Consider the following 22275-nt stretch of genomic DNA (forward strand, 5'->3'; position numbering starts at 1 on the left):
AATATATTTCAAAAAAATTTAATTTGTGTTCACAATAACCCTTGAAACATTTCTTTTTTTATTTATAATCGTGAGAATAACAGCAAGCCGCGAGCCGAAGACTTATTTTCTTTTTAACACACTTGTACTATATTATAAATTTCTCTCCATTGCTATTCCTCACATTAAAAAAGAGACCAGCCACAAGACTGATCCCCTTTGTTATTTATTCTATAGTCAACCATTTCGATTTAGCTTCATATAAATTATCTCCGTTTGAAGATTTTTTCAATCCTACATATACAATAGCATCAGTTTTTTCTTCCGGATGTATGATAGTTATAGATTTCAAAGGAGTAACGGAAGTAAACGAACCTGTTGGCAGATTTTCACCCATTCCTATTGACCAATCTCCTTTCCAAGACAAAAACATTTCATAATAAATAGTCCCGCATTTACCGTTCTGTTCGGCTTTCACATCAACTGTCTTAGCTCTAGATGAGTAGTTCAATGCATCAGTATACACGCGAACTTGACATCCTTGTTTAAATCCATTAAAGCTTTGCCAATCTGACCAAGCCGCAGAAGCATTCTGAGGTGAGAACCCTAATAAGATCGCCATACTCACACCGAACAACACACATAGTTTTAATACTTTTTTCATCTCTTAACTCTCCTCCTTTTTGATGGAACTTTACATAAATAATTCCATCTGATGAAATCATAGCCTAGCAACTCTCTTAATTCAATGTGTCAATAGATTGGTATTTTATGTATGTTGAGAATCCAAACATAAACAAATTAAAAATAATTACATGATATATTGACTATCTTTAATAGTCGTGATACAATTTAAATATAGTTAATCGATACATATATAACCGAAAGGGGAAATGAAAAATGGCAAAAGCGATCAAATTTATGGGTCAAAATGAAAAATTCGAGAAATGTTTAAATGAAGCGTGGGGGCTGCATTTAGATGAATTCGCGCCCGAACTTGATAACCTTGAAAGCAAAACGATTTCTAGTGTAATGTTTAAGGTTTTATCTGAGCGCGACCTTGCGATTGAGGGACATACGAATGTGCCTTCAAAACACATCAACAAAGTAGATAAATTCCTTTCCAAGTGGAAAAATCACATTGAAAACGATGATGAGAAAGCAATGTATAGGATCTTTTAAAAAAGGGATATGGCCCTTTAAATTTTTCTCTTTTATTTCATACTCATTGAATATATAATATGTTTAGAGGAAGGAGGATAATTTTGAATCATTCGCGAAAAATCTCGCAAGCGTTCGTTAAGACTTATCCAATCCGGTAAATGGTTTAAAGAGTTTGCCCATGCTGAATATAATAACGATCTAAACGTTATGACTCTTTTGCGTTTCTGTTGGGGCTTAGATGATTCAACTAAACAATGGGCAAAGTATAGGCTGTCAGTTGCAAAAGGTGAATGCCAGGAAATCAAAGCAACACGAAGACTGAAAGGTCTAGTAAAGGAACGAAACAAGAAAGGGATTCATAAAATGACAAAACAAATTAAAAATAGAAATAAAACACGACTCAGTTTTATAACTGGGTCTTTTTTATTTCTATTCTAACCACCTTTACAGCCTCATACAGACGTTACAATCAAATCCTAACCCAAATACACTCATCAACTTTAATCCTTGTTATATCGAACGTAAACACTCTTTATCTATCATCCTAAAAATTATAAACAAATTAAAAATAATGATTGACTATTTAAAGGAGTCGTGATAAAATTAATATATAGAAAGGAGGGGAAAATGTGCTTGATAAGGTAGGTGTTGTATTGGCTACCGTCCTTTCTTTATCAACGTTAACACTTAATATCTTAACGATCATTGAGAAGCTGACAGCGATAAGAAAGGAACGCCAAAAACAGCAAAAGAAAAGGCGTATACATAAGCGAATCCGGGCAAGGCATCGCAGACGTACACGCCAATAATACAGCAAGGCTAGGGGAGGCTTCTCCCTTAGCTACACCTACAGTATAACACAATCAAGCACATGATAAAACATGAAGCGTAATCCATTATGGCTAACACATTTATTGTTTATTGTTTGCTTTGTTCTATTCTTGTTCAATAAACAATACTTCAGCAGCACAACACAGATCATTATTTATACGGTGTTTATTGTTACGCTTGTCCTTATTGTGGTTTCATGGTTTGTTTACTTTGGAATCAAGCGTAATCAAAAAAGATGAGTGAAGGTAATCGCTCATCAATACATAACATAAATTAAAAGGAGATAGTGAATGAAAGGCGTTTACCAAATAACAAATAAACAAAACGGGAAGAAGTATATAGGCAGTAGTTCAAATGTATTCAAAAGATGGGAACAGCATGTGACTGATCTGCACTATGGGTTGCATCATTCACACCTGTTACAAAAAGATTGGAAAAAATACAGTTTGAATGATTTCACTTTTGAAGTGTTGGAATATGTTGAGGACAAGAAAGACTTATTAAAAATCGAACAAATGTGGATAGATGGGGAAGATGTATCAACCCTTTATAATGTGATGTTGGACACTTCATTAAAGAGAAAGTCAGCACCTGTAGACTTTTTAAACAGTGTTTTCTTTTCTGACAGAATGGATGAAGAAATCAAAAATAAACTAATTAAAAATCTAAATATACACGAAAAGAAAGGCAATCTATCTAAATATGGTAATGGTAAATATGACTATTCTAAACTATGGTTCAATAAAAATAGTGAAGGGGTAAAAAGATTAAGGCTTAACATAAACAATTACTTTGCGAATCAAATTAAAACTGTCCATAACGACAGGGCATGGACAACATTTACACAACAGTATAAAAGGTTATCTTATGTTGGTAATATCAAGTCTTTTGTCCCTTTGACAGATAAACTTGAAGAGGATGACAGACGTAATACTCTTTGTTTTGCGGCGAATTGTTTTCTGAATCCATTTTTGAAACGAAAATATGAAGAATTAAAAGATCTTACTGAAGAGACTTATGCGCTTTCGGTTTTACTTAAATGGATTGTAGATGTTTCAAATATAAATAAACCTATTCACATTTATGTTGCTTCAAAAAGAATGGAGGATATCCTAAAAGGTTGGATAAAACATAATAAAAAGGAGAGTCGTTATAGTGAAAGTTAAAGTAATTGATTCAATAATGGGAAGCGGCAAAACAACGTATGTAATTAATATGATGAATAATTCTTCAGAAGATGAACACTTTATTTTTATTACGCCTTATCTTGATGAGGTGGCAAGAATAAAGAAATCATGTACGAATAGAAAATTTTATGAACCTAAAGTTCACAGCGAGGAAGGGGAAACAGTATATAAACTTGATTCACTTCACAAATATTTAGCAGAAAACAGAGATATTGTAACAACACACGCATTATTTAGCATGGCTAATGAAACAACAAAAGAACTTATTTATTCTGGTAACTATACACTAATCCTAGATGAAGCTATGGAGGTTGTAAAAAAATTAAACATATCAAAAGATGATTTAGATATGCTGTTTAAAAACAAATGGATTATAAATAATAACGGTCAAATTGTTTGGAATGCAGAACATGAAGAAAAGTTAAACAGGGAATACAAAGGAGAATTTCAAAACCTTAAACAATTAGCATTGAGCAGAAATTTAATTTTACATAACGACAGCGTTCTTTTTTGGCAATTTCCAGCCGATATCTTTAAACAGTTTAAACAGGTATATAATTTAACTTATTTGTTTGATGCCCAAATACAAAAATATTATTATGATCTGAATAATATTCAATACAGTCTATACACAGTAATTAACGATGGGAATGAATATAAACTAATTAACTATAATAAAGACAATGATAAGAAAATAAAAGCGGATCTAAAAGACAAAATAAAGATATATGAAGGGCAATTAAACAAAATAGGTGATGACAAATATGCATTATCTAAAAACTGGTTTGAAAGACGTTCAGCACTACATAAAAGACTTAAAAATAATATCTTAAATTATTATCAAAATATTATTAAATCAAAATCAAAAGATAATCTTTGGACAACATTCAAAACACATAAAAGCAAATTGAGCGGGAAGGGATACACAAAAGGCTTTTTACCTTGCAATACAAAGGCAACAAATGAATATAGCCACAAAAAGACATTAGTCTATTCAATAAACAGATTTGTCAATCCAGCTATTGACGATTATTTCAGATCAAAAGGAATATTAATTAACCAAGATATCTATGCGTTATCTGAGATGATTCAATGGATTTGGAGATCAGCTATACGAAACGGAGGAACAATAAATATATATGTTCCATCTGCAAGAATGAGGGGATTGTTAAAAAACTGGCTTGAAAACAAAATTTAAAAGAAGGATATGAAAAAAAAAGCAATAAACCATTTTTAAAAAGCTTGATACACAAGGGGTTTTTAGGCTTGTCTCGTAAAACAAAGGATGTATATAAATTAAAAGAATAAATAAAGAAAAACATTGGGATGCTGACAAACATTTAAAACAGCTTCGCTGCCTTAAATGTTTTGGTCTGCACCATCCCAAACCCTTCACAGACTAATACACATTTATAAACAAATTAAAAGAAATATATTGACTATTTAACATAGTCGTCTTATAATAAAGACATAAGCAAATTAAAAGTTATAGAAGAGAGTGATATGCATGAAAACTTATACATACAAAGGGCAAGAAATGAGCCCGGTAGACTTTTTTGAAAATATTATCTTAGATTGCTTTGCGGAGGCTGTCTTTAGTGTTGATCATTGTGTCTATGGAGATATGACAGAGGAGCAGCAAAAGAAGGTGAAACAAACATTCTTTGAAATGCTTGAACAAACGGAAATCGAAAAAGACTTTGATAAAAAATACAAATTTCCTATGATGATTTACGATTTCAAAGGAATGTATCCGGGGAACTGTGTTACTGATCTTTTAGAATCATTTATGTATCGCGAAGACAAAAAAACATTCACCGAAGCGGCTAGGCAACTTGAACCCTTAAAAGGCGAGAGGGTAACAATGCTTGAATATGATGACTTTGGTTTTCCAAGTGTTACGCAAACAGTTGTCAAAGATGTGTCAGTAGAAGCTTATGCTCAATATAAATACAGTCTTTTTCTAACTCACAGGGTGAAGCGTAAACGCACTGATTATAAGGAAGTGTTTACACCTGTTAATACATTGATTGTTTATAAAGGGTGGCATGACATCGATCCAAGAGCTACAGAAGTAGTAAGCGAGACAGCGGACTTGATTGTAAAACAAAGCAGATATGGAGCTTTTGACGCTCGGTTTATAACAGATGCGGCAAACTCAACTAATTTAACACCAATAATTAATATAACAAGGTGGTAAGGATATATGAGAAAAAGAGTTGGGTTCATGTATAGCAAGCGTGTAGGCGATCCATCAAGCAAATACGGTTTAAATCGTGATCAATTTGAAATTGATATCATGAATAAACAAAGGCAAGCTCAAGAGCTTAAAGAACATTATAAAGAATCCTTATGCAAGCTGATTAAAGTTGATGCTGTAGGGTACAAAATGTTTCCTGATGATAAATTTTCTTTAATTCTAGAATGTTTAAGAGAAATCAAAGACGAATTAAAAATAAATTAAAAAGATGTGTTGACTATTTAAAATAGTCGTAGTATAATAAAAACATAAGAAAAAGCGATTAATAAAAACCCAAAACACTAATTAAAAGTAAAATTTGAAAAGGGGAGAGGGAAATGAGAAATAAAAAGTTAATGGAAAAAGTAAATGATTTAGGTACTCAAAATTTAAGTACACGAGAGCATAGTACAAGAGTAATGATACAAATAGCAATAATCATGAAAGCGTTTGGAGTTAAAAGAGATGAAATCAACAAGCCAGCAAGAGATTATGAGAGAGAGATTACTCTATCCGATGATGAAATAAGAAAAGAATTCTATAGTGAATTGAAATTCCTAAACAGAGCTAAAGAAAAAAATGATATCGATAAAATAAAAGAGTTTAAAAATGGAGTTCACTATTTTATTGACGCTGTAAGATTTTTTAATGCTAGCTTAGCAGATGAGTTTGAAACATATGTTAATTGAAAAAGAATGGAGCGGTTAAAATGACAAAACAGTATATCATTAAAGATCTTCAGACAGGAGAATTTTCACACCATACAACGTTAAACGATATTTTCGACGACTTAGTTCAAGATTATCTTTCTAATGATTGGACTAATGAAGAAGCCGAGGAGTTCGAAACAAAATTTAAACAGTACACAGAAGCCGAGAAAATAGATTTTGTCCAAGACGAGTACGAATATAAATTAATTGCATATCCTACCCCGCAACAGGTGGAAGAATGGGAGAAATTCAGCGGGAGGAAGTGGGAAGAAGCCGAAGAGCCTAACAGGGTGTTTGTTGTCTATACTCTGCATATTCACAACAGAGGGAGAGAAGGGCACACATGGGGCTACGAGTTTATGAAAGGTTTAAATACTAGCAGTGTAGAGAGTGATAACAGTTCTTTTGAAATCAGTGTAACAGAAGAATATTGCGAGTAAAGATATTTTACATAGATGGGAAGGATTTAACAATGACACACAACGAAAAATTAATAAACGCATTAATGCAGTTCAAAAATTCAGCATATGAAATCCGGGAATCTTGGGAGCAAGCCGACAGCATAACAGATAGTAATCTTTGTGATGATTATCCATTTGATAATGATTTCTGTGAAGTGGTTGAAAAAATCGGTGACTGGGTAATGACACAAAAAAGCTTATTAAATAAAAATAAAACAAATTAAAAGGATATATCAGACACAGTATAACAGTCGTGGCGGTGACGTTAACTAGGCATTAAGCCGCCAGCGTTCCCCTTATTGGGTAGGTTGCAACAGGAATAACTCTATATTATTTATCGCGATTAAAATGCGAATTAAAAAGAAAAGGAATGATAATATGAATGAAATTGATTTAATTCATGCATTTAAATCAATGTTAATGGTAGCTAGAGAATACGAACTAGAAATTGATGAGAAGTACGAAGAATTAGAAAATGTGCTTTTAGAAGAGTATGACCTAGAAGTATTTCATACAGTGTTTCCTGACATGATGGACAGTATGGAAAACGTGTATCAACTACTAAATAAATAAAATGCATATTTTAAACAGAACGGGGAGATTGAAATGAAAGAGAATGATATGACGAAAGAAAATAGGAACCTAGTTATACTTGAAGCAGAAAGAGAACAGGCTAAAATGCGATTAGAGAATGAAATTTCAAGCATTCGTAACATGTTAGATAATTTAGAATCAAAGTTAAAAAACAATCAGCAATTATATATATCGGATGGCTTGCAAGGAAATGGCAGTAATATTGACAAACATCTCGCACAATTAGCAACCTATGATAGAGCGATTGAACTTTTCAATAGACAATTTTCTAAGGATGAATAAAACAGTAATTTAAACAGAATGGAGAAGGTTGAAATGGGGAAAAAGATTTGTAGAAAAAGCTGGAATCGTATGAAAGAAAAGCATATGAAGGACAGTGTGGAGAAAATTGGCTCACAGAATTAGGCGAAAACGTAACGATCTATATTCGAGAATGTGCGAGAAATAATACACGAGCAACAATTGGAGGGCTTGAAAAGCACATTGATGAAGTAGCTAAAAGGTACTTGGACTCTAAATAAAACAACAATTTTACATAGGAGGTAAATGATATTATGAATATTAAAACTCTTTACGGCGTAGTGTTGAAATCCAATAACGGCGGGGAAAAAATGAATAGTTTTTTAACTGAAAATAGTGCGCTTAATGAAGCAGAAAAACTCGTAAATCTGATAAAATCAAGCAATAAAAAAGGCTTTAAAGTTTATCTTTCTAAGTTAGAATATGACGAATATGAAAATGTTATATTATCAGATTCTTTAATAGGCAATAAAACAAAACTGATTTTTGAAAACTAATGAATAAAACAGCAGTTCTAAACAGAAAGGACTTTTTTCTAATGAGAAAAATAAAGTGCGGACAGTGTGGTAAACCTATAACCGATAAAACAGAGGTAGAATACAGCAAATGGTGCAGCGAGTTTTTTTTGTAATCCTGATCATGCTCTTGATTTTTATATAGATTATATGCAGTCAAGCCCTGTTGAATTTGACAAAGATTCTTTAGAAATACTTAATGTAGAACTAAAAAGCGGTTTGCTTTACAGAAAATAAAACAGTTGTTCAAACAGATAGGAGGGTAAAGAATGCTTGATAATGTCCAGAATGTGGAGAAGTCATGAAACATGTAATTGCAATTACTGATAAGGAGCAGTTTAGACAGAATGGAGGAATGAGACAATGATATTGTCAGAATATCAAAATCGATACGAAGATATTTTAAATTCTAATTTTACAGAAAAAACAAAAGATGAAAAACTTGCCATTCTCATGACAGAGCTAGAAAAAGAGTTTTGTATTCCCATTTTGAAAAATCCTGAATGGGAAAGGGAAAATAGAAAAGTCCTTGCTCTGTATAGAAAAATATCAATGACACGGAGTTTTATCTTAAATGATATTGAGCATTTCAAGGAATATGTGGGATAATTGGATATAATATAAAATCTTTGGAAAAGGTGAATATTATGTCTATGATGGAAATTGATATATTCGTTAGAGTCTTACAGAAAGCGCCTGCTGAATCCGGAAAGGCTGTTGTAATACATAGATATAAAGAAATAGCGAAGGAAACATATTTTACTTGCTTAGAGAGGACACAAAACAGATCAATTATTTTGGCTTCTAAAATAGCAATAGAGAGTCTTTCTTATAGTTGTAAAGTTAACTTATATACCCAAAACAATTTTGGTTTTTCGTACATGTTCGAAAGAAAACATAAGAAATGGGTTAACCGCGATGTTGGAGATCAATTATTAGAGGCTATAGAAAAAGGTGGGCATACACTTAATTTAATTGACTGTTCAGCTACTGAGGAAGGGAAAAAATATCAACAAGCATTAGCACAAAGGTTAAGAAATATTTGAAAGTATACTTTGTTTTAATATAACAAGAAAGAGGAGTTAATCAATGATCTTACATAACAATCAATTCCAAGTAACAAGAGAGCAAATTAAATTGTACTTGCTTTCTCCAGAGTCTTCAGACTTGTCCAAAGAATGGGGAAGCCAGGAACAGGTACTAGATGAGCTTGCGGAAGGCTATATTGAATACCAACAGCAGTATGGCGGCAGTATTAACGATTATCTTGAATGGTGCGCGGAGCTGCCTTGCTATCATTAAAACAAATTAAAATGACGAACGTTGTTTTCGGGTGGCTGCTACTGTGTTTATAAAGTGTAATTTGATTAATTAATGAATGATGCCGTTAAAGATGTTAATATTTAAGCAACAAAAAGAGTGGGAGGGTTAAAGTTGGATAAGGATAAAGAAGAATTTAAGAAGCGGTCGGCGGAGACTTTAGGGGATGAGTTTGCTGATAAGTTCTTTGGAGCTTTAGAGACCCCAGAGGCAAAAGAACAATTTAAGCAGGTTAGTGAAAGGATTAAAGCGTCTTCTGATAAAGCTGAAAAAGTTAACCAAACAAAAAACGAAAATCGTTTATAAGGTTGATCTTGACCCACATTTACACGGCCGTACTATTATTGAGTAAATGGTGATCGTGCTGTTCAAAGAAAATCAAAAAAGAAAGGCGACAGAATTGAATAAAAACACCATTTTAAAAAGAGTTTAAAGCAACCAAAAAGGGATACCCTTTATAAAGCGTATAACAGCTCTTATCCTTTATTGCGGGCAAAATTTTGTACACAAATGGATTTTTTAAGATGCCACATAGCTCACTAAAAAAATTAAAACAGTATAACAGCAGCGGTAAAAAGTTGCGGGCAATTTTTGCGGAAACGATATAACAGCCAACTTGAAAAATCACGGGCATTTTCTGAAATAGGAAAATTTTGATTGACGTTTTTAAGTAGTCAAAGTAAAGTTGAATAAGAGGTGAGAAAAATGATTAGATCAAATTTAAAGGCTATCGCAGATGAAGCAGGTATCTCAATTTCTCGGTTAAGTGCCGAAATAAATCATGGGAAAGAAACTGTGAGAAAAATGTACAACGATGACATGGAACGATACCCACGGGAATTGCTTGATAAGCTTTGTAAGCATTTCAACTGTGAACCAGGTGATTTAATAAAATTCGAAAAAGATGAGTGAGTTTATCTCAAAGTAAGTTTGAATGAAATCATACTTTTAAAGGAATCATTAGAGAGATTTTTGTGGGTTTCTTAAGTCATTGAAAAAGGATGATAAATCAAATGGATAACAGCTCAACTTCAGTTAGATCTTTAATTTTTAGCACACATGTCGAAAGATTGAAAGAGTTGCTGTTTAAACTGCATGATGGATCAATTACAAAAGAAGAGCTCCGCGAATTATCCAAGATCCATTTTGAGTGTTTGGAAATGACCGCGCATGTGGTTGGGGAAGCAAACGAATTTCTTTTAAAGTCTGATTTGCTTCCTGAAGACGATGCTAAAGAAATGAATGAGCTGCTACATAAGATCAAGGAAAGCAAAAAGGAAAAGAAAGATTCTTCTGATCAAGAGTTAGAATAAAACCAGTCTTTTATATAGTAATAGTAATTGGAATAAGGGTGATGCTTTTTGCGAAAAAGAGAGATACATAAATACCGAGAAAAATTTATTAATAAATTTCTTGAAACCATAGAGCGTAATGAAAGCTATTTAGAATTCATTAATACTCATAAAGAAGAGCTTTTATCTAACTATAATATAGGTGTTTGGGAAGTTACATTTTTTGATGTTTTTAATAATAAACAATTGAACAATTTAATAAAGGGAATACATAATTTAAATAATAAAAAATACAGAATTGAACTTTCATTAATTCCTAAAAAATATAAGAATTTAATGTATTTGAATATCCAATACGATCGTTCTAGTACGCGGTCGTTATGCAAAGTAACTTTTTTAGATGATTTATTTATAGATGATGTGGAAGCAGGTTTTACACAAATAAATAATAATCAAGCAGTAGTTGAATTTAGAATCTCATTTAAAAAATCTATGACTCATGAGCTCTGGATTGATTTCATAAAAGAAAATAAAGAGCTGCTTTACAAGAAAAAGTTTTTTGGATGTTACGATATTGATAAAATAATTAGATCAGAGCATTATTCCTTGATTTATAATTCTATTTCTAAGGTTAGAGATGCAGCCCTGCAAGCAAAGCTATTAAATACGTTTAGATTGAATTTTGGAAGCGAATATATTTTGCCACAATATAACGCAGTTTATGTTCCTCAAGAACATTTTAAAAACGAGTATTTTAACGATGTCTTTCTCTGTAGAACTTATGAAATTGAAAATAAATATCTGGTTGTTGATTTAACGAGCGAAGAAGGATTAAAAATGAATTTGTACTTTTCTGGTGCATATTCAGCAATGAATTTTTTGCAACTACTTTCTAATTATAGGATGGATTTTTATTATTTTCTATTCGAAAAAATAGAAAGTTTTGAAATTGACTCAAGGATTAACAAATATTTTTCAGGTTCAAAAAAGAGGGTCTCCCTAAACGATTATAAATGGTTGATTAACAAAATACGTTCATTAAATGATAATAAACTACATCAGGGCTATCGCGATTCTAAAGAATTATTAGAAAACTGGACACCTTTTTATGGGGGGGAAGAAGAAGATTCAATTAGTTTTGAAAATGGGCAATATACAAAGAAATATAATACTATCTATGAGGAATGCTTTGATCATATTAAAATGGCTTATTCTATTCAGAAGGAAAATTTAGTTATACTAATAGCAACTTTATCACTCATTGCATCATTGATCGGTATTTTTACAACTGTATTGTTAGAGTTTATATAAAATTACGATTTTATAAGGAAGGGCGCTGTATATGTTGCGAATAATTTTGAATGATGGTCAGACGCTTTTAAACGATCCTTCAATTGGATGGAATCTCAACTCAATAGACGCTATTAAAGAAACTCTAAATGATACAGGGCGGTATGATTTGTATACAAAGGAAAACGGATGGCAGTGCCTTTCTGCTAATGATATTAAAACACTGCAAAAAGTTTAAATAAAACAACTCTTTCATTTGATTTTAATACATAGAGAGGAGATCACTTATGAAATTTTCGGATATCAAACCTTATACGAAAGATGGTAACTATAGGGTACATCATCCTTTAAAATATTTAAAAAGCACCATAGAAACGTATATTGAAGAAGGGTTGCAGCTTAACCCAGACTTTCAGCGCGGTCATGTATGGACTGAAGAGCAGCAAGTTAAATTCGTTGAACATTTATTGAGGGGTGGTAAAACAACTCCAGTCTATCTGAATCAAAAAGGTTGGATGAAAAAGCCTGAAGGTGAATTTGTATGTGTTGATGGTTTACAAAGAATAACAGCATGTTTAAGATTCCTCAATAATGAAATCCCTGTATTTGGGCACTTTTTAGGTGAATACGAAGATAGTTTGAGTAATTTGATTGCATTAGAGTTTGTTATAAACGATCTTCCTACAAAGAAAGATGTTCTTAAGTGGTATATTGAATTGAACACAGGCGGTACTGTTCATTCAGAAGAAGAGATTGCAAGGGTTAAGAATATGTTGAACGAATTGGAGGCTGCAGGATGATTAAGGCTTATACAGTCGGACATAGAATCCCTGAAGAGATCAAGGCATGTATTTCTGAATGGAATTACTGGAATTGGATTGTTACTGCAAATACACCGAAGAAAAACAAGGATGCTAAAGAGATTATAAACAAAATTGAGCCTGATGTTGATAAAGTTGCAGTATTTAAGAATGGGGATATTGACGTTTATGTTAGCTACATGTTTCCCGTTAAGTAACTTTAAATAAAAGAAGCATTTTAACATAACAGGCAGCGGAAGAAGAGCGGTTAAATACTCTTCTTCATCCCGCAGCGGCGACATTCCCGCAAGAATATGCCGTCCTTAACTGAGCTTTTAAACAAGGTATTGTCACAATTGTCACATCGGCCATGATGAGCATCTGGATATTCTTTGTAGTCGTAGACAATAGAAGTATCATAACCCTTTGTTTCAAACTCTTTCTCCATAAAAATCACCTTCAAAAAATAAAGTCAGCTTTATAAGAATAACAAATTTCGAAATCCAAATACAGATCAATATCAAAGAAATGAGGAGACAAAATGAAACTGCCCAAAGTCAAAATTGAAATCGAATGGAATGAGCTTAACAGTGATAAAAGGATTGAAGATATTGAAGGTTTGATGGAAGTAAACAAATTAAACAACAATGATTTCAGCTACTTTTTTGAATTGCATGAAGATGAAAATGCTGTAGTGTTTGTGAATGTTTCAGGGTATGACCTTGAGGAAGAAGATATTGAAAGTGGCATCGGAAGAGTTTTTCAAACTGAAACAGCAATTATTATCAAAAAAGCGGACAATGTAAAGCTAATCAATGAACTACGCTTTCGCGGCGACTATAATGGAGATATGCTTGATAAATTGAACAATTTATTAAAAGATAAACCTGTTTGGACATTAGATGATTTTGAAAAAGCTGGCGTAAAATTAAATGTTAACGGCTATGATCCTTTCGGATACTCTTGGTACGATTACATCGATGAAGAATAAAGCATTACCGTTTTAATCCTAATTAAAAGTATAAACAAAACATAAATCAGACATAACAGCAGCCGACAATGATTACGGCCAATTTAATCGAATTAAAAATAATTACATGGGGTGATTAAGATTGATTATTGAAAATTGGAAAGACAATTTGATCTTTATTGGTGTTTTAAGTCTAGGACTAACAGTGTTTGTATTATCTCTCGCACATTTTGGGTACTAATCCTTTCCTATGTTGTATAATATTAATAATGAGAATACATAGATTGTGTTTGTATTATTGATTAAAGGAAGAGGAATCAAATGGTTAAAAATCTGAAAGCTGAATTAGAAAGGTTTAATGTTACACTGAAAGATCAAGACAATAGCGTCTTGTGTCAAATGGAACTGAATATTAGAAATCAGGATGAGACTATGACGAAAATTAGAGAACTCACTGAGTTGTATATGAAATCTATTGAGGGTGTTACTGCAATTACAGAAACAGTTCATGGGTTAAACTCTGGGCTAGAAATAGAAGAAACGGTGACAAAAATTTAAAACGATGAGGGGGAACAAATTATGATTTATGGATACACTCGAATGAGCATGGAGATACAGAAACCTATGCTGCTTAAACATATTGATGAACTCAATAAAGCAGGCGCCGAAAAGGTCTATTACGATGTTCCTGGAAGACACGAACAACAAGCACTCAATGAATTAATCACCGATTTAAAGAGTGGGGATACAGTATATTTATTGAGTCTGGATCGTCTCTCAAGAGATGAAGAGGAAATGAAATCAATCTTAGAAAAGATTAAAGCAAAAGGCGCGGAAATAAAAGTATTGGTTAAATAAGGACAGAAGAGGATGAGCGAAACAAATGAACAATAATAAGGATCAAGCAATTGAAAAAATTCTTTCTTTTATTGAGTCAGAGGAGAAAACCGCTTTGATGACTGGGACAAACATGTTTAGAAAACATGAGTTAGTATTTAAAACAATAACTGAGAATTTCGCTGGATCAAGAATTTTACTTAGAACTAGCAGCTTAGATAATGCTAAAGTGTTCATGAAAGCAACGGGAGCTTTAAAAACAGGAGTTCCTTATAATTTGAATGGAAGTACCATTTATATTGATACTGTTAATAAAAGAACATGGGATAAGACGCCAAATGATTTTGATTTTGTAATTGTATACCCTCTTAAGCCTTTGACAAAACAGACCCTTAGAGAAGAGTTAATGAAGGATCTTAATTTCTTTAAAAATGTTAAAAAAATATTGTTAGTGAGTTCACAAGATACATTCGATATGTCTTGGGCAGATGAATACGCGAAAACAAAAATAGTATATGACGTATTGGAAGAGGATTCTGAATATCATTATAGAGTCTTAGAGGATTTAAAAAAGTATAATTTATAGTAAATTCATATCATAGGGGAAAATTTTATGAAGAATAGTAACAGAGTAAGAAAATATAACAAGGATGATGCATATAAAAACTTAGATAGAATAAACTTTTGGATTTCAAACAGCGACAGCAAAGCATCATTTGTGCTCGCTTTTTTAGGAATATTTATAGGAGTACTGTTTTCGAGTGAGTTTCTTTATGACATTCTAAAAACGATTGCTCAGATATTGCTGGCATTCGATTATAAAAATATTATTTTTTATTTAGCATCGCTGTCCTTAATAATATTAATTGTTTTTCTCTCTTTGTTTGGGATTGCGAGTAAGTATATTTTAGATTCATTAAGACCGAATTTAGATCCTAACCACTTTATTGAGTATGATATTAAAGCCAATTCAAATTTGCATTTTCAAAGCATAGCAGAAAAAAGTTTTAACGAATTCTATAAAGAAAATAAACAATTAGAATCAGAGGAAGATTTAATACAGGACATAGAGTCACAAGTCTATATTAATTCAAAAATAGCAACTGAAAAATTTACAAGTTTTAAAAAAGCAATGTCATTTACAAAATGGTCATTACTGTTTTTTGCATTATTTTTGATTATGGGAACTTGGACAATGTTTTTAGTTAAATAGAGGTGGGGAAATGGAGAACTGGAAACTTGATAAGTTAGAAGAAATTAAATATAAGCTGAGTGAAGTTTTTGATTCAGAAATGAAGGTACAGGATTATGATGGCGGTGTAGTTCCTTCTGTTGAGGAACTAGAGGACGTTAATATAGGTTTAGTGGTTAGCTGCTCAATTCTGTTCGTTGACATTAGGGGCTCGACCAGCTTATCAGATAGCTCTTGGGCTAAAAGTATGGCAAAGATATATAGAGCTTTTGTGCGTGCAATCGTAATGTGTATTAATTATAGTGGTGGAAGTGTAAGACAGATTGTAGGCGATCGAGTTATGGGCGTGTTTGTGGACGATGAAGACAGAAAATCAACTGAAAAAGCTTTAGAAGCTGCAAGAGCGATTCTCACTGTAATTGACAACTACTTTAACCCTAAATGCCAAGAAACTGTAAATGGGAAACAGATAGAATGTGGTATAGGTATTGACTATGGAAATGTATTACTTACTCAAGTCGGCATGAAGTTGCGGGAAGAAGAGTCGAAAGATTTAGTTTGGGCTGGAAAAATTGCAAATATCGCAAGTAAACACACAGACATGGCTGAGCCAGGTGAAATATTTATTACTCAACGTTTTTTTGATGGCTTGCCATTTCAGTTCAAAAAGGATCATAGCGGGAACGATTTATGGAATAATGTATTGCGATTTAAAAATGAAGACTTTTTTAAAGGCTATGTTATTAAAAATTATTATCTTGATTGTTTTCAACATGAGCAAGAAATAAGAGATAATGACAATGTTAATGATGAAAAAACAGTTAGACTCAAGGCAATTCCTAATATTAAAGATAACGAGATTACTCCAATACAAAAAGCCGATCAAGTTTTAACTTTAGCATTCCAAAAGATGGAAGATATAGTAAGGAAACAAGATGAATTGAAAAGTCTAGAAAAAGAACTGCTGAAACGAGGAGAAAGAATACAAAAAAAAGAAAGTGAATTAAATATCAAGGAGAAGACCATAAGCCAAAGAAAAATCACTGCAGAATATGAAATAAAAACTAAAATATTGTATGACCAATTAGATACACTTACACTTGAGGGATTTAGATCCCTTTATGATGAGGTTGTTATTCTAGGTAACAAAATAGGGAAGAGTAACGTACAAGTTAAAAATGACCTACATTATTGGAAACTAATTAGCTTCTTAGAAGACAAAGACATTGGATGGGCATATCGTTTAATAAAGGAACAATTAAGGAATAGCGAATCAAAAAAATGTTTTGAAATGCCGAATCCAATGGTTGTGGAGAAAATTGTTAAGAGGTTAAACAAAATAGAGGAATATATAGAGCTTATTCAATATACTATGAAACATTATAGCAAGGATTACGTGGCTTATGATAAAAATGATATTAAGGACTCTCTAATTCGTTTAGGTGTTTCTCCTGATTATGCCCTCGAGTTGGCGCAAATTAACATGTAATAATAACAAATCCATTTAAAATAATTGTTTTAAAGTCATTTGGAGGTGTTTCATGAGAGACGGTGAACGAATTAATAGAATAGCAGGGTTGATTACTCAAATCTGGGAGCGACAGCACGACAAAAGCTTTCTGCAGCTTATTGAGACTTTGAAAAGTGAGTATAACAGTCAGCAAACTATATTAAATAAAGAAACGGATCTCAATGACCTTAATAATGATGAAGAGTTCGAAAAGTTTCTTAGAGAGCACTTAAATATCTTAATGAAAAAAGAAAATTGAAAATATTATATAACCTATGATGCGCAGGGGAGAGCGATCTTCTGTGCATTTAAAATTTTATAAACAAATTAAAAATAATAATTGACCAGAAATGTGTACCATGATATTATGAATGTATATTAAAAGGGGAAACGTGGTGAAAGAATTGGAGTTGAAAAGTTTATTAAAGAACAAATGTGAAGAAGAACGAGGACTCGAAAAAGAACTCGCTAAAATAGCTGGATATTCTAATTCATCTGGGTTTCATCAGTTTATTTTTAATGATAAAAAAGAAATGGATAACATCCAGGGCTTAATAAATGTTGTTCAAAGAGTATCCCCTGATAATGAATTTGAATTAATGAGTGAATACATACTAACTTTAGATCCTAATAAGTCTGCAGCAAGACAAGGTTTAGAATATTTAAGTGTAAATCAGTTATACGATACTTTAGATACTCATATCGAGAACTTAAGAGCTGCTAAAAATGCAATCAGTAAGGAATGGGGAAAGGTATACTCTCTCCAAAGAGAACTCGACTGCGGAAAGATAAGCATCGAAGAGTGTATAAGGATTCTGGGAGAAATTAATCCTAAATCACTTGAAATGAAGGTTTATTCAAGGTTAATTCCTATGTATTCCATTCTTGCTTCAAGGCAGTTTACCAGGCTTAAAGATATGAGTGAGAACGTAGTCTTAGACGTTATTAGGAACGAGAATTATGTTTATTATTCATTTAAAAGTAGATATATGCTGTTGTTAGCTAATTGTTTTTTTGGAACTAATGAGCTTGAAAAAGCACGGGAGTATGCCAAATATGGAATGGAAAACTCAAATGTAAAAAGAATTAATTTTTTCTCGTTTCTTACCTATGGGAGTTCTTTAATGATGACTGATTATGAGAAATCTAAAAGTTGTTTTTTAAAAGGATTAGAACTTGTAAAAGGGGATGCATTTTATGAGCGATTTGCTATTAGAAACCTTTGTTTTTTAGAGAATTTATGGAATAAAGAAAACAAATATTTAAATGTAGACTCTAAGGAAATCATAGATAGACAAGAGGTTATTCATTATCTTATCAGAAAAGGGGATATTGGACAGGCCAAAAAAATGCTTTCTAAATTAGAGGTTTTAGAGCAAGACGCTAATGAAATGGGATTGCATTATTATTACAAAGGACTTGTTGAAAATTCTAAAGATTATTTCTTAAAATCAGTTAAGTATTTTAAAATGAGCGGTGATAAATTCTCTTGTAGACTGCCTTTAATGGAGTTGGAGAAATTGGGAGTAGACAAAGAAATTTTAGAGATAATGGTAATGTAATTCATTATCCTTGAAAGGAGGTGATAGTATGAAGAAATTATTGATCGGAATCTTTGTTTCAGCTACTCTTCTGGCAGTAGGATACGTTGCTTCCCAAGTTAACAACAGCGGCTATTCTATTGCAGGGTTTACGGTTGGAGCATAAAATTAAATAAAAGCACTTTATACATAACTGGACGTTTGACACTTTAGTCAAGCGTCTTTTCCATTTTCTTAGAATTTTTATTAAAATTCAAGTTCTCCATTTCAGTAAAATCATAAGTCATGCAGCACATTCAAAAAAGCCAAAAAGAATGTGCTATTTGCCGTGGAAAAATAATCTAAAAGGGTTTACAAAGCTTCTTATATCAATTAAAATGATAATATATTAATAAATAGTTTAGTTAGAGAGGGGTTCAGATTATGATTCCATGCGGCCAACAAAGCAATAACACAATTGAGTACTTCAAACAAGCATATGAAAATAAATTAAGAAAGTATGGAGAAAAATGGATTTTTGATGTTGATCATGAAAAAGAGCAGCTAGATAAAGAAAAGAGAAAAAATATTAGAAAAGAACTCACAAAAGGTTATATGGCGCTACTGAGTGCACAAATAGGGGAAAATAGATGAGAAATATAAAAAACAAATTAAAAGCAGATAATGATTATGGAGAGATTATAAAAACATTTCAAGACGAAAGGCTACATATTAGACATCAATTATTACGATCCAACAGCTCAATGGAGTTGTTTAGAGCGAAATTAAGAATAGATGAATTTTTTAAACAAATAAACGAATCGATTAAAATAATTAGAATAACTTGTAGTGATCTATTTGAAAAGAAAGAAAAGAATAAAGAAGTTCTAAAATTTTTATTAGACATAAAAGAAGACGCATTGAACGAATTTGGAGTTTTCCTATCTAAATAAAAACAAATTAAAAATATAAATCGAATACATAATATAGCTTATAAAAAGGGGGATTTACGGATAATGGGTGCTCAAGTTAAATCTATCCGGGAATACTCGGTCTTTAATGATATTTTAACTTATTTAAGAGAGAAAGACACCGAAAGCTTGGCCGGAAACGTTAAAGGATTTGACAGAAAACAAAAGAAAAAATCCAAGTACGGACTTCAATCAAACACAGCAATAAATTATTTAGGTGACATAAAGCAGTTCTTTAGATTTTATTGTAAAACTGAAATTGAATTTTTAAAAGAGGAGCATCTGTCTTTTAAAAGGTCAGATGTTTTGGCATTTAAACACCATCTTACACAGAAGGGATTAGCTAACACAACAATTAATCGAAAGATCGCAGCATTGAAATCGCTTCACTCGGAGCTCAAGAGACTGTATCCTGAATTTGTTGACGATGATGCTTTCTATAAAATTAAAAGAAGTCCTGAAATAAAGAGAACTAGGGCAAACACTTCCCAAATTCAAGCAGAGATGATCTGTGAAAATATGTTCATTTATGAAAAGCAAAAACCACTTTTGAAAAAATTGTTCGGAGGTTTTTTGCTTAGATCATCTTTCAGAATATCGGCTGCCCTGGACGTTAGATGGTGTGATTTTGAGGTTTCTTCTGAAAACCCGGATTGGTTTATTGTTACGGTCATTGACAAGGGAGCGAAATTGCGTACTACAGGTATACACAGAGTGTTTTATGAACAGTTACTTGCATTAAAGAGTGAAGAAACAAAAGACACTGACAGAGTGTTTGAAGGACTTTCAGAAGACGCTTTTAGAGAATCACTAAAGCGTGCATTGAAAAGACTTGGAATACCTGAAGAAAAAGGTATAGTACCTCATTCATTTAGAGGAGTGGGAATAACTGAAGTATTTGAGGCGACAGGGAAAGATTATAGAGCTGCAATGAAGCAAGCAGACCACAGCAGATTCGACACAACACTACGTTATTTAAATGATAATAAAGACATTTCACAGACTGCAGGTATTATAATGGATGAAGAATTAGATGTATCAATTTTGAAAGACATTACAAAAGAAGAATTCTTACGTTTTTTTGAGCAGTGTGATAAACAAACGTTAAGAAAGGCATTACATTTTTTCGCGGTTAAACCATTATAATCTTGATTAAAAAAAGGCGATCTGCTACATTTAATTTAGATTAAATGAGGTGATGTAATGAATTCTCCAATCATTTTTGATGCGGAAGCAGATAAAAAATTAATGGATGGGTTACTTGATGTTAAATTAAAAATACAACACGATAATAAATTAATGATTTCTTTTAGAAATTTGATGGCTAAAGATAAATTTCAGCCTGGGAAAACGCAGGAGCTTTTTAAACAATTGAGTAACCCAAATGCTGTTTTTACAACAATTGAAAAATATTTTCTTGCAAAAAATTTGTATACTTTAACAAGAGATGAAACAATTTCACCTGAAAATTATTTTCCCCCTAACCGTATTAAAGAGATGGAATTAAATTGGGAGGGTTATGAGAGTGAAGAGGTTTCATTTCCCTATACATTTACAGATGTAACAAAGGTTTCAGAAGATAATTTTATTTTTCTTGTTAAAGCAAGTGAACTGCATAAACTATATGAATCACAGCTATTGCGCTATAATCCAAAAGCTCAGAGAACAGATAAAACACTTTATATCGAAGAGATTGAAGATGAAATACCAGTTCCTGATCTCGTTGATGCTTCCGTTGAAGCAATTGCAAAATTAGTGGAACAAAATGATTTAAATAAATCGGTATTGACTTTCAATGCCTTATTAGGCAGCTCAGAAGAGGGAATTGAACTGTTATTCGATCCGGAAGAAAGAAAATTAACTGTCACTAAAGGAACGCAATTGGATGTGATTGATGGATGGCACAGATTGAACGGTATAAATAGAGCATTCAGAAGGAATCCAAGCGTTAACGATTTTTATTTGAAAGTTGATTTGTATAACTATACAATGAAAAAAGCGAGAAAACATTTTGGACAACAAAACACCATCAATCCTGTGGCAAAATCTAAAGTTGCAGAAATGAGTGAGAATGATTATCTGTCAACTATTATTAATTTTATTAGAGATAACAGTGATATAGGTGAGTACATTAAAGTAAATAGTGATGAAATTTTTAGAAATGAAAAATTCGTCATTACATTCCAAAGGTTTACTACAGGTTTAAAAATGGTTCTCAATTCTTTAAATTACAAAGTGGATAATCTAGCTGAGGCAAGAAAGTTGGGCATGTATCTTACGGAAGTGTTCAATACTGTTTTTAATTCATATATCGATGATTTTACAAATCATTCATTTGGCAGAGAGAGAAGAAGTCTAATCACCGCGTCTCCTGTTATAATAGGCATTTTAGCATTAGGAGTAAAAATGAAACAGGAGTCAAAATCTGCCGAGGAAATCGATAAGGCACTTTTGAAAGTTGATTTTTCCATGGATAACGACCTATGGAAAAGTCTAAAAGTATTAAATAATAAAAAGCATGTTCAGTTTAGGTACGGCTTAAAACATGTGATTGATTACTTTTCCAAGTTAGATGTCTAAGTTTAGAGGTGCT

Annotated in this window: 35 protein-coding genes; 33 read left to right on the forward strand and 2 right to left on the reverse strand. The window is 32.2% G+C overall.

Annotated elements, in window-relative coordinates:
- Positions 1–205 precede the first annotated feature (205 nt).
- Positions 206–643: a hypothetical protein gene (locus tag R5H20_RS10560; protein WP_006640600.1), complete on the reverse strand. Its 438-nt coding sequence runs from the start codon at positions 641–643 to the stop codon at positions 206–208.
- 236 nt (positions 644–879) lie between these two features.
- On the opposite strand from R5H20_RS10560, the gene R5H20_RS10565 reads away from it, so the two are divergent.
- The 21 genes from R5H20_RS10565 to R5H20_RS10665 all read left to right on the forward strand — a co-directional run bounded on the left by R5H20_RS10565 (position 880) and on the right by R5H20_RS10665 (position 12900).
- On the forward strand, positions 880–1161 hold the full coding sequence (locus R5H20_RS10565) for a hypothetical protein (protein ID WP_006640599.1): 282 nt from the start codon (positions 880–882) through the stop codon (positions 1159–1161).
- 611 nt (positions 1162–1772) lie between these two features.
- Complete coding sequence (gene yonT, locus R5H20_RS10570) at positions 1773–1952, forward strand: type I TA system toxin YonT (RefSeq protein ID WP_006640598.1); 180 nt, start codon at positions 1773–1775, stop codon at positions 1950–1952.
- A gap of 312 nt (positions 1953–2264) precedes the next feature.
- Positions 2265–3140, forward strand: a complete 876-nt coding sequence (locus tag R5H20_RS10575; RefSeq protein ID WP_006640597.1) for a GIY-YIG nuclease family protein — start codon at positions 2265–2267, stop codon at positions 3138–3140.
- A gap of 16 nt (positions 3141–3156) precedes the next feature.
- A complete protein-coding gene (locus tag R5H20_RS10580) occupies positions 3157–4359 on the forward strand; it encodes a hypothetical protein (protein WP_276562602.1) in 1203 nt (400 codons plus the stop codon).
- A 309-nt stretch (positions 4360–4668) separates the two neighbouring features.
- On the forward strand, positions 4669–5361 hold the full coding sequence (locus R5H20_RS10585; protein ID WP_006640595.1) for a hypothetical protein: 693 nt from the start codon (positions 4669–4671) through the stop codon (positions 5359–5361).
- Positions 5362–5367: 6 nt separating this feature from the next.
- Positions 5368–5625, forward strand: coding sequence for a hypothetical protein (locus tag R5H20_RS10590; protein WP_006640594.1), 258 nt, complete (start codon positions 5368–5370; stop codon positions 5623–5625).
- A 113-nt stretch (positions 5626–5738) separates the two neighbouring features.
- Positions 5739–6089, forward strand: a complete 351-nt coding sequence (locus tag R5H20_RS10595) for a hypothetical protein (protein ID WP_006640593.1) — start codon at positions 5739–5741, stop codon at positions 6087–6089.
- A gap of 20 nt (positions 6090–6109) precedes the next feature.
- Positions 6110–6550, forward strand: a complete 441-nt coding sequence (locus R5H20_RS10600) for a hypothetical protein (protein ID WP_048407292.1) — start codon at positions 6110–6112, stop codon at positions 6548–6550.
- A 32-nt stretch (positions 6551–6582) separates the two neighbouring features.
- On the forward strand, positions 6583–6795 hold the full coding sequence (locus R5H20_RS10605) for a hypothetical protein (RefSeq protein WP_006640591.1): 213 nt from the start codon (positions 6583–6585) through the stop codon (positions 6793–6795).
- A 154-nt stretch (positions 6796–6949) separates the two neighbouring features.
- Positions 6950–7144, forward strand: coding sequence for a hypothetical protein (locus tag R5H20_RS10610; protein WP_048407291.1), 195 nt, complete (start codon positions 6950–6952; stop codon positions 7142–7144).
- 33 nt (positions 7145–7177) lie between these two features.
- Positions 7178–7447 carry a hypothetical protein gene (locus R5H20_RS10615; RefSeq protein ID WP_006640590.1) on the forward strand — a complete coding sequence of 90 codons (270 nt, stop codon included), beginning with the start codon at positions 7178–7180 and terminating at the stop codon, positions 7445–7447.
- A 272-nt stretch (positions 7448–7719) separates the two neighbouring features.
- On the forward strand, positions 7720–7962 hold the full coding sequence (locus R5H20_RS10620) for a hypothetical protein (protein WP_006640589.1): 243 nt from the start codon (positions 7720–7722) through the stop codon (positions 7960–7962).
- Positions 7963–8343: 381 nt separating this feature from the next.
- Positions 8344–8589 carry a hypothetical protein gene (locus R5H20_RS10625; RefSeq protein ID WP_006640588.1) on the forward strand — a complete coding sequence of 82 codons (246 nt, stop codon included), beginning with the start codon at positions 8344–8346 and terminating at the stop codon, positions 8587–8589.
- A 44-nt stretch (positions 8590–8633) separates the two neighbouring features.
- Positions 8634–9026, forward strand: coding sequence for a ribonuclease H family protein (locus R5H20_RS10630; protein WP_006640587.1), 393 nt, complete (start codon positions 8634–8636; stop codon positions 9024–9026).
- A gap of 43 nt (positions 9027–9069) precedes the next feature.
- Positions 9070–9282: a hypothetical protein gene (locus tag R5H20_RS10635; RefSeq protein WP_006640586.1), complete on the forward strand. Its 213-nt coding sequence runs from the start codon at positions 9070–9072 to the stop codon at positions 9280–9282.
- 132 nt (positions 9283–9414) lie between these two features.
- Entirely contained in the window at positions 9415–9606 is a 192-nt protein-coding gene (locus R5H20_RS10640; protein WP_006640585.1) for a hypothetical protein, read from the forward strand.
- Between the two features lie 399 nt (positions 9607–10005).
- Complete coding sequence (locus tag R5H20_RS10645) at positions 10006–10212, forward strand: helix-turn-helix domain-containing protein (protein WP_006640584.1); 207 nt, start codon at positions 10006–10008, stop codon at positions 10210–10212.
- A gap of 101 nt (positions 10213–10313) precedes the next feature.
- Positions 10314–10613 carry a hypothetical protein gene (locus R5H20_RS10650; protein WP_088272922.1) on the forward strand — a complete coding sequence of 100 codons (300 nt, stop codon included), beginning with the start codon at positions 10314–10316 and terminating at the stop codon, positions 10611–10613.
- Positions 10614–10661: 48 nt separating this feature from the next.
- The gene (locus tag R5H20_RS10655; RefSeq protein ID WP_006640582.1) at positions 10662–11903 is read left to right on the forward strand and encodes a hypothetical protein; all 1242 of its coding nucleotides are present in this window, start codon (positions 10662–10664) and stop codon (positions 11901–11903) included.
- A 266-nt stretch (positions 11904–12169) separates the two neighbouring features.
- The gene (locus tag R5H20_RS10660; RefSeq protein ID WP_006640580.1) at positions 12170–12682 is read left to right on the forward strand and encodes a DUF262 domain-containing protein; all 513 of its coding nucleotides are present in this window, start codon (positions 12170–12172) and stop codon (positions 12680–12682) included.
- The gene (locus tag R5H20_RS10665; protein WP_006640579.1) at positions 12679–12900 is read left to right on the forward strand and encodes a CAP domain-containing protein; all 222 of its coding nucleotides are present in this window, start codon (positions 12679–12681) and stop codon (positions 12898–12900) included. Before R5H20_RS10660 ends, R5H20_RS10665 begins: the two co-directional genes overlap by 4 nt.
- A 50-nt stretch (positions 12901–12950) precedes the next feature.
- Here the strand turns inward: R5H20_RS10665 and R5H20_RS10670 are convergent, their stop codons facing one another.
- The gene (locus tag R5H20_RS10670) at positions 12951–13130 is read right to left on the reverse strand and encodes a DUF8096 family protein (RefSeq protein WP_065894433.1); all 180 of its coding nucleotides are present in this window, start codon (positions 13128–13130) and stop codon (positions 12951–12953) included.
- Between the two features lie 93 nt (positions 13131–13223).
- Between R5H20_RS10670 and R5H20_RS10675 the strand changes: the two genes are divergently transcribed.
- The 12 genes from R5H20_RS10675 (at position 13224) to R5H20_RS10730 (ending at position 22262) form a co-directional block, all read left to right on the forward strand.
- Positions 13224–13673 carry a hypothetical protein gene (locus R5H20_RS10675; RefSeq protein WP_088272920.1) on the forward strand — a complete coding sequence of 150 codons (450 nt, stop codon included), beginning with the start codon at positions 13224–13226 and terminating at the stop codon, positions 13671–13673.
- A gap of 300 nt (positions 13674–13973) precedes the next feature.
- Positions 13974–14210 (forward strand): hypothetical protein, encoded by a 237-nt coding sequence (locus tag R5H20_RS10680; RefSeq protein WP_088272919.1) that lies wholly within the window; start codon positions 13974–13976, stop codon positions 14208–14210.
- Between the two features lie 21 nt (positions 14211–14231).
- Positions 14232–14510, forward strand: a complete 279-nt coding sequence (locus R5H20_RS10685) for a recombinase family protein (protein ID WP_088272918.1) — start codon at positions 14232–14234, stop codon at positions 14508–14510.
- 25 nt (positions 14511–14535) lie between these two features.
- Positions 14536–15075 carry a hypothetical protein gene (locus R5H20_RS10690; RefSeq protein WP_088272917.1) on the forward strand — a complete coding sequence of 180 codons (540 nt, stop codon included), beginning with the start codon at positions 14536–14538 and terminating at the stop codon, positions 15073–15075.
- A 27-nt stretch (positions 15076–15102) separates the two neighbouring features.
- Entirely contained in the window at positions 15103–15702 is a 600-nt protein-coding gene (locus R5H20_RS10695) for a Pycsar system effector family protein (RefSeq protein ID WP_088272916.1), read from the forward strand.
- A gap of 10 nt (positions 15703–15712) precedes the next feature.
- On the forward strand, positions 15713–17170 hold the full coding sequence (locus R5H20_RS10700) for an adenylate/guanylate cyclase domain-containing protein (RefSeq protein ID WP_088272915.1): 1458 nt from the start codon (positions 15713–15715) through the stop codon (positions 17168–17170).
- Positions 17171–17222: 52 nt separating this feature from the next.
- Positions 17223–17450 carry a hypothetical protein gene (locus R5H20_RS10705; RefSeq protein ID WP_088272914.1) on the forward strand — a complete coding sequence of 76 codons (228 nt, stop codon included), beginning with the start codon at positions 17223–17225 and terminating at the stop codon, positions 17448–17450.
- 136 nt (positions 17451–17586) lie between these two features.
- Positions 17587–18753, forward strand: a complete 1167-nt coding sequence (locus R5H20_RS10710; RefSeq protein WP_088272913.1) for an AimR family lysis-lysogeny pheromone receptor — start codon at positions 17587–17589, stop codon at positions 18751–18753.
- 402 nt (positions 18754–19155) lie between these two features.
- Positions 19156–19365 carry a hypothetical protein gene (locus tag R5H20_RS10715; protein WP_088272912.1) on the forward strand — a complete coding sequence of 70 codons (210 nt, stop codon included), beginning with the start codon at positions 19156–19158 and terminating at the stop codon, positions 19363–19365.
- Positions 19362–19664, forward strand: coding sequence for a hypothetical protein (locus tag R5H20_RS10720; protein ID WP_065894446.1), 303 nt, complete (start codon positions 19362–19364; stop codon positions 19662–19664). The genes R5H20_RS10715 and R5H20_RS10720 overlap by 4 nt, the downstream gene beginning before the upstream one ends.
- A 63-nt stretch (positions 19665–19727) precedes the next feature.
- Positions 19728–20828, forward strand: coding sequence for a tyrosine-type recombinase/integrase (locus tag R5H20_RS10725; RefSeq protein WP_088272911.1), 1101 nt, complete (start codon positions 19728–19730; stop codon positions 20826–20828).
- Between the two features lie 57 nt (positions 20829–20885).
- A complete protein-coding gene (locus R5H20_RS10730; RefSeq protein WP_088272910.1) occupies positions 20886–22262 on the forward strand; it encodes a DNA sulfur modification protein DndB in 1377 nt (458 codons plus the stop codon).
- Positions 22263–22275: the final 13 nt, after the last annotated feature.

It is taken from the genome of Bacillus sp. KICET-3 (assembly GCF_033261025.1).
GTDB classification, from domain to species: Bacteria; Bacillota; Bacilli; order Bacillales; family Bacillaceae; genus Bacillus; species Bacillus sonorensis.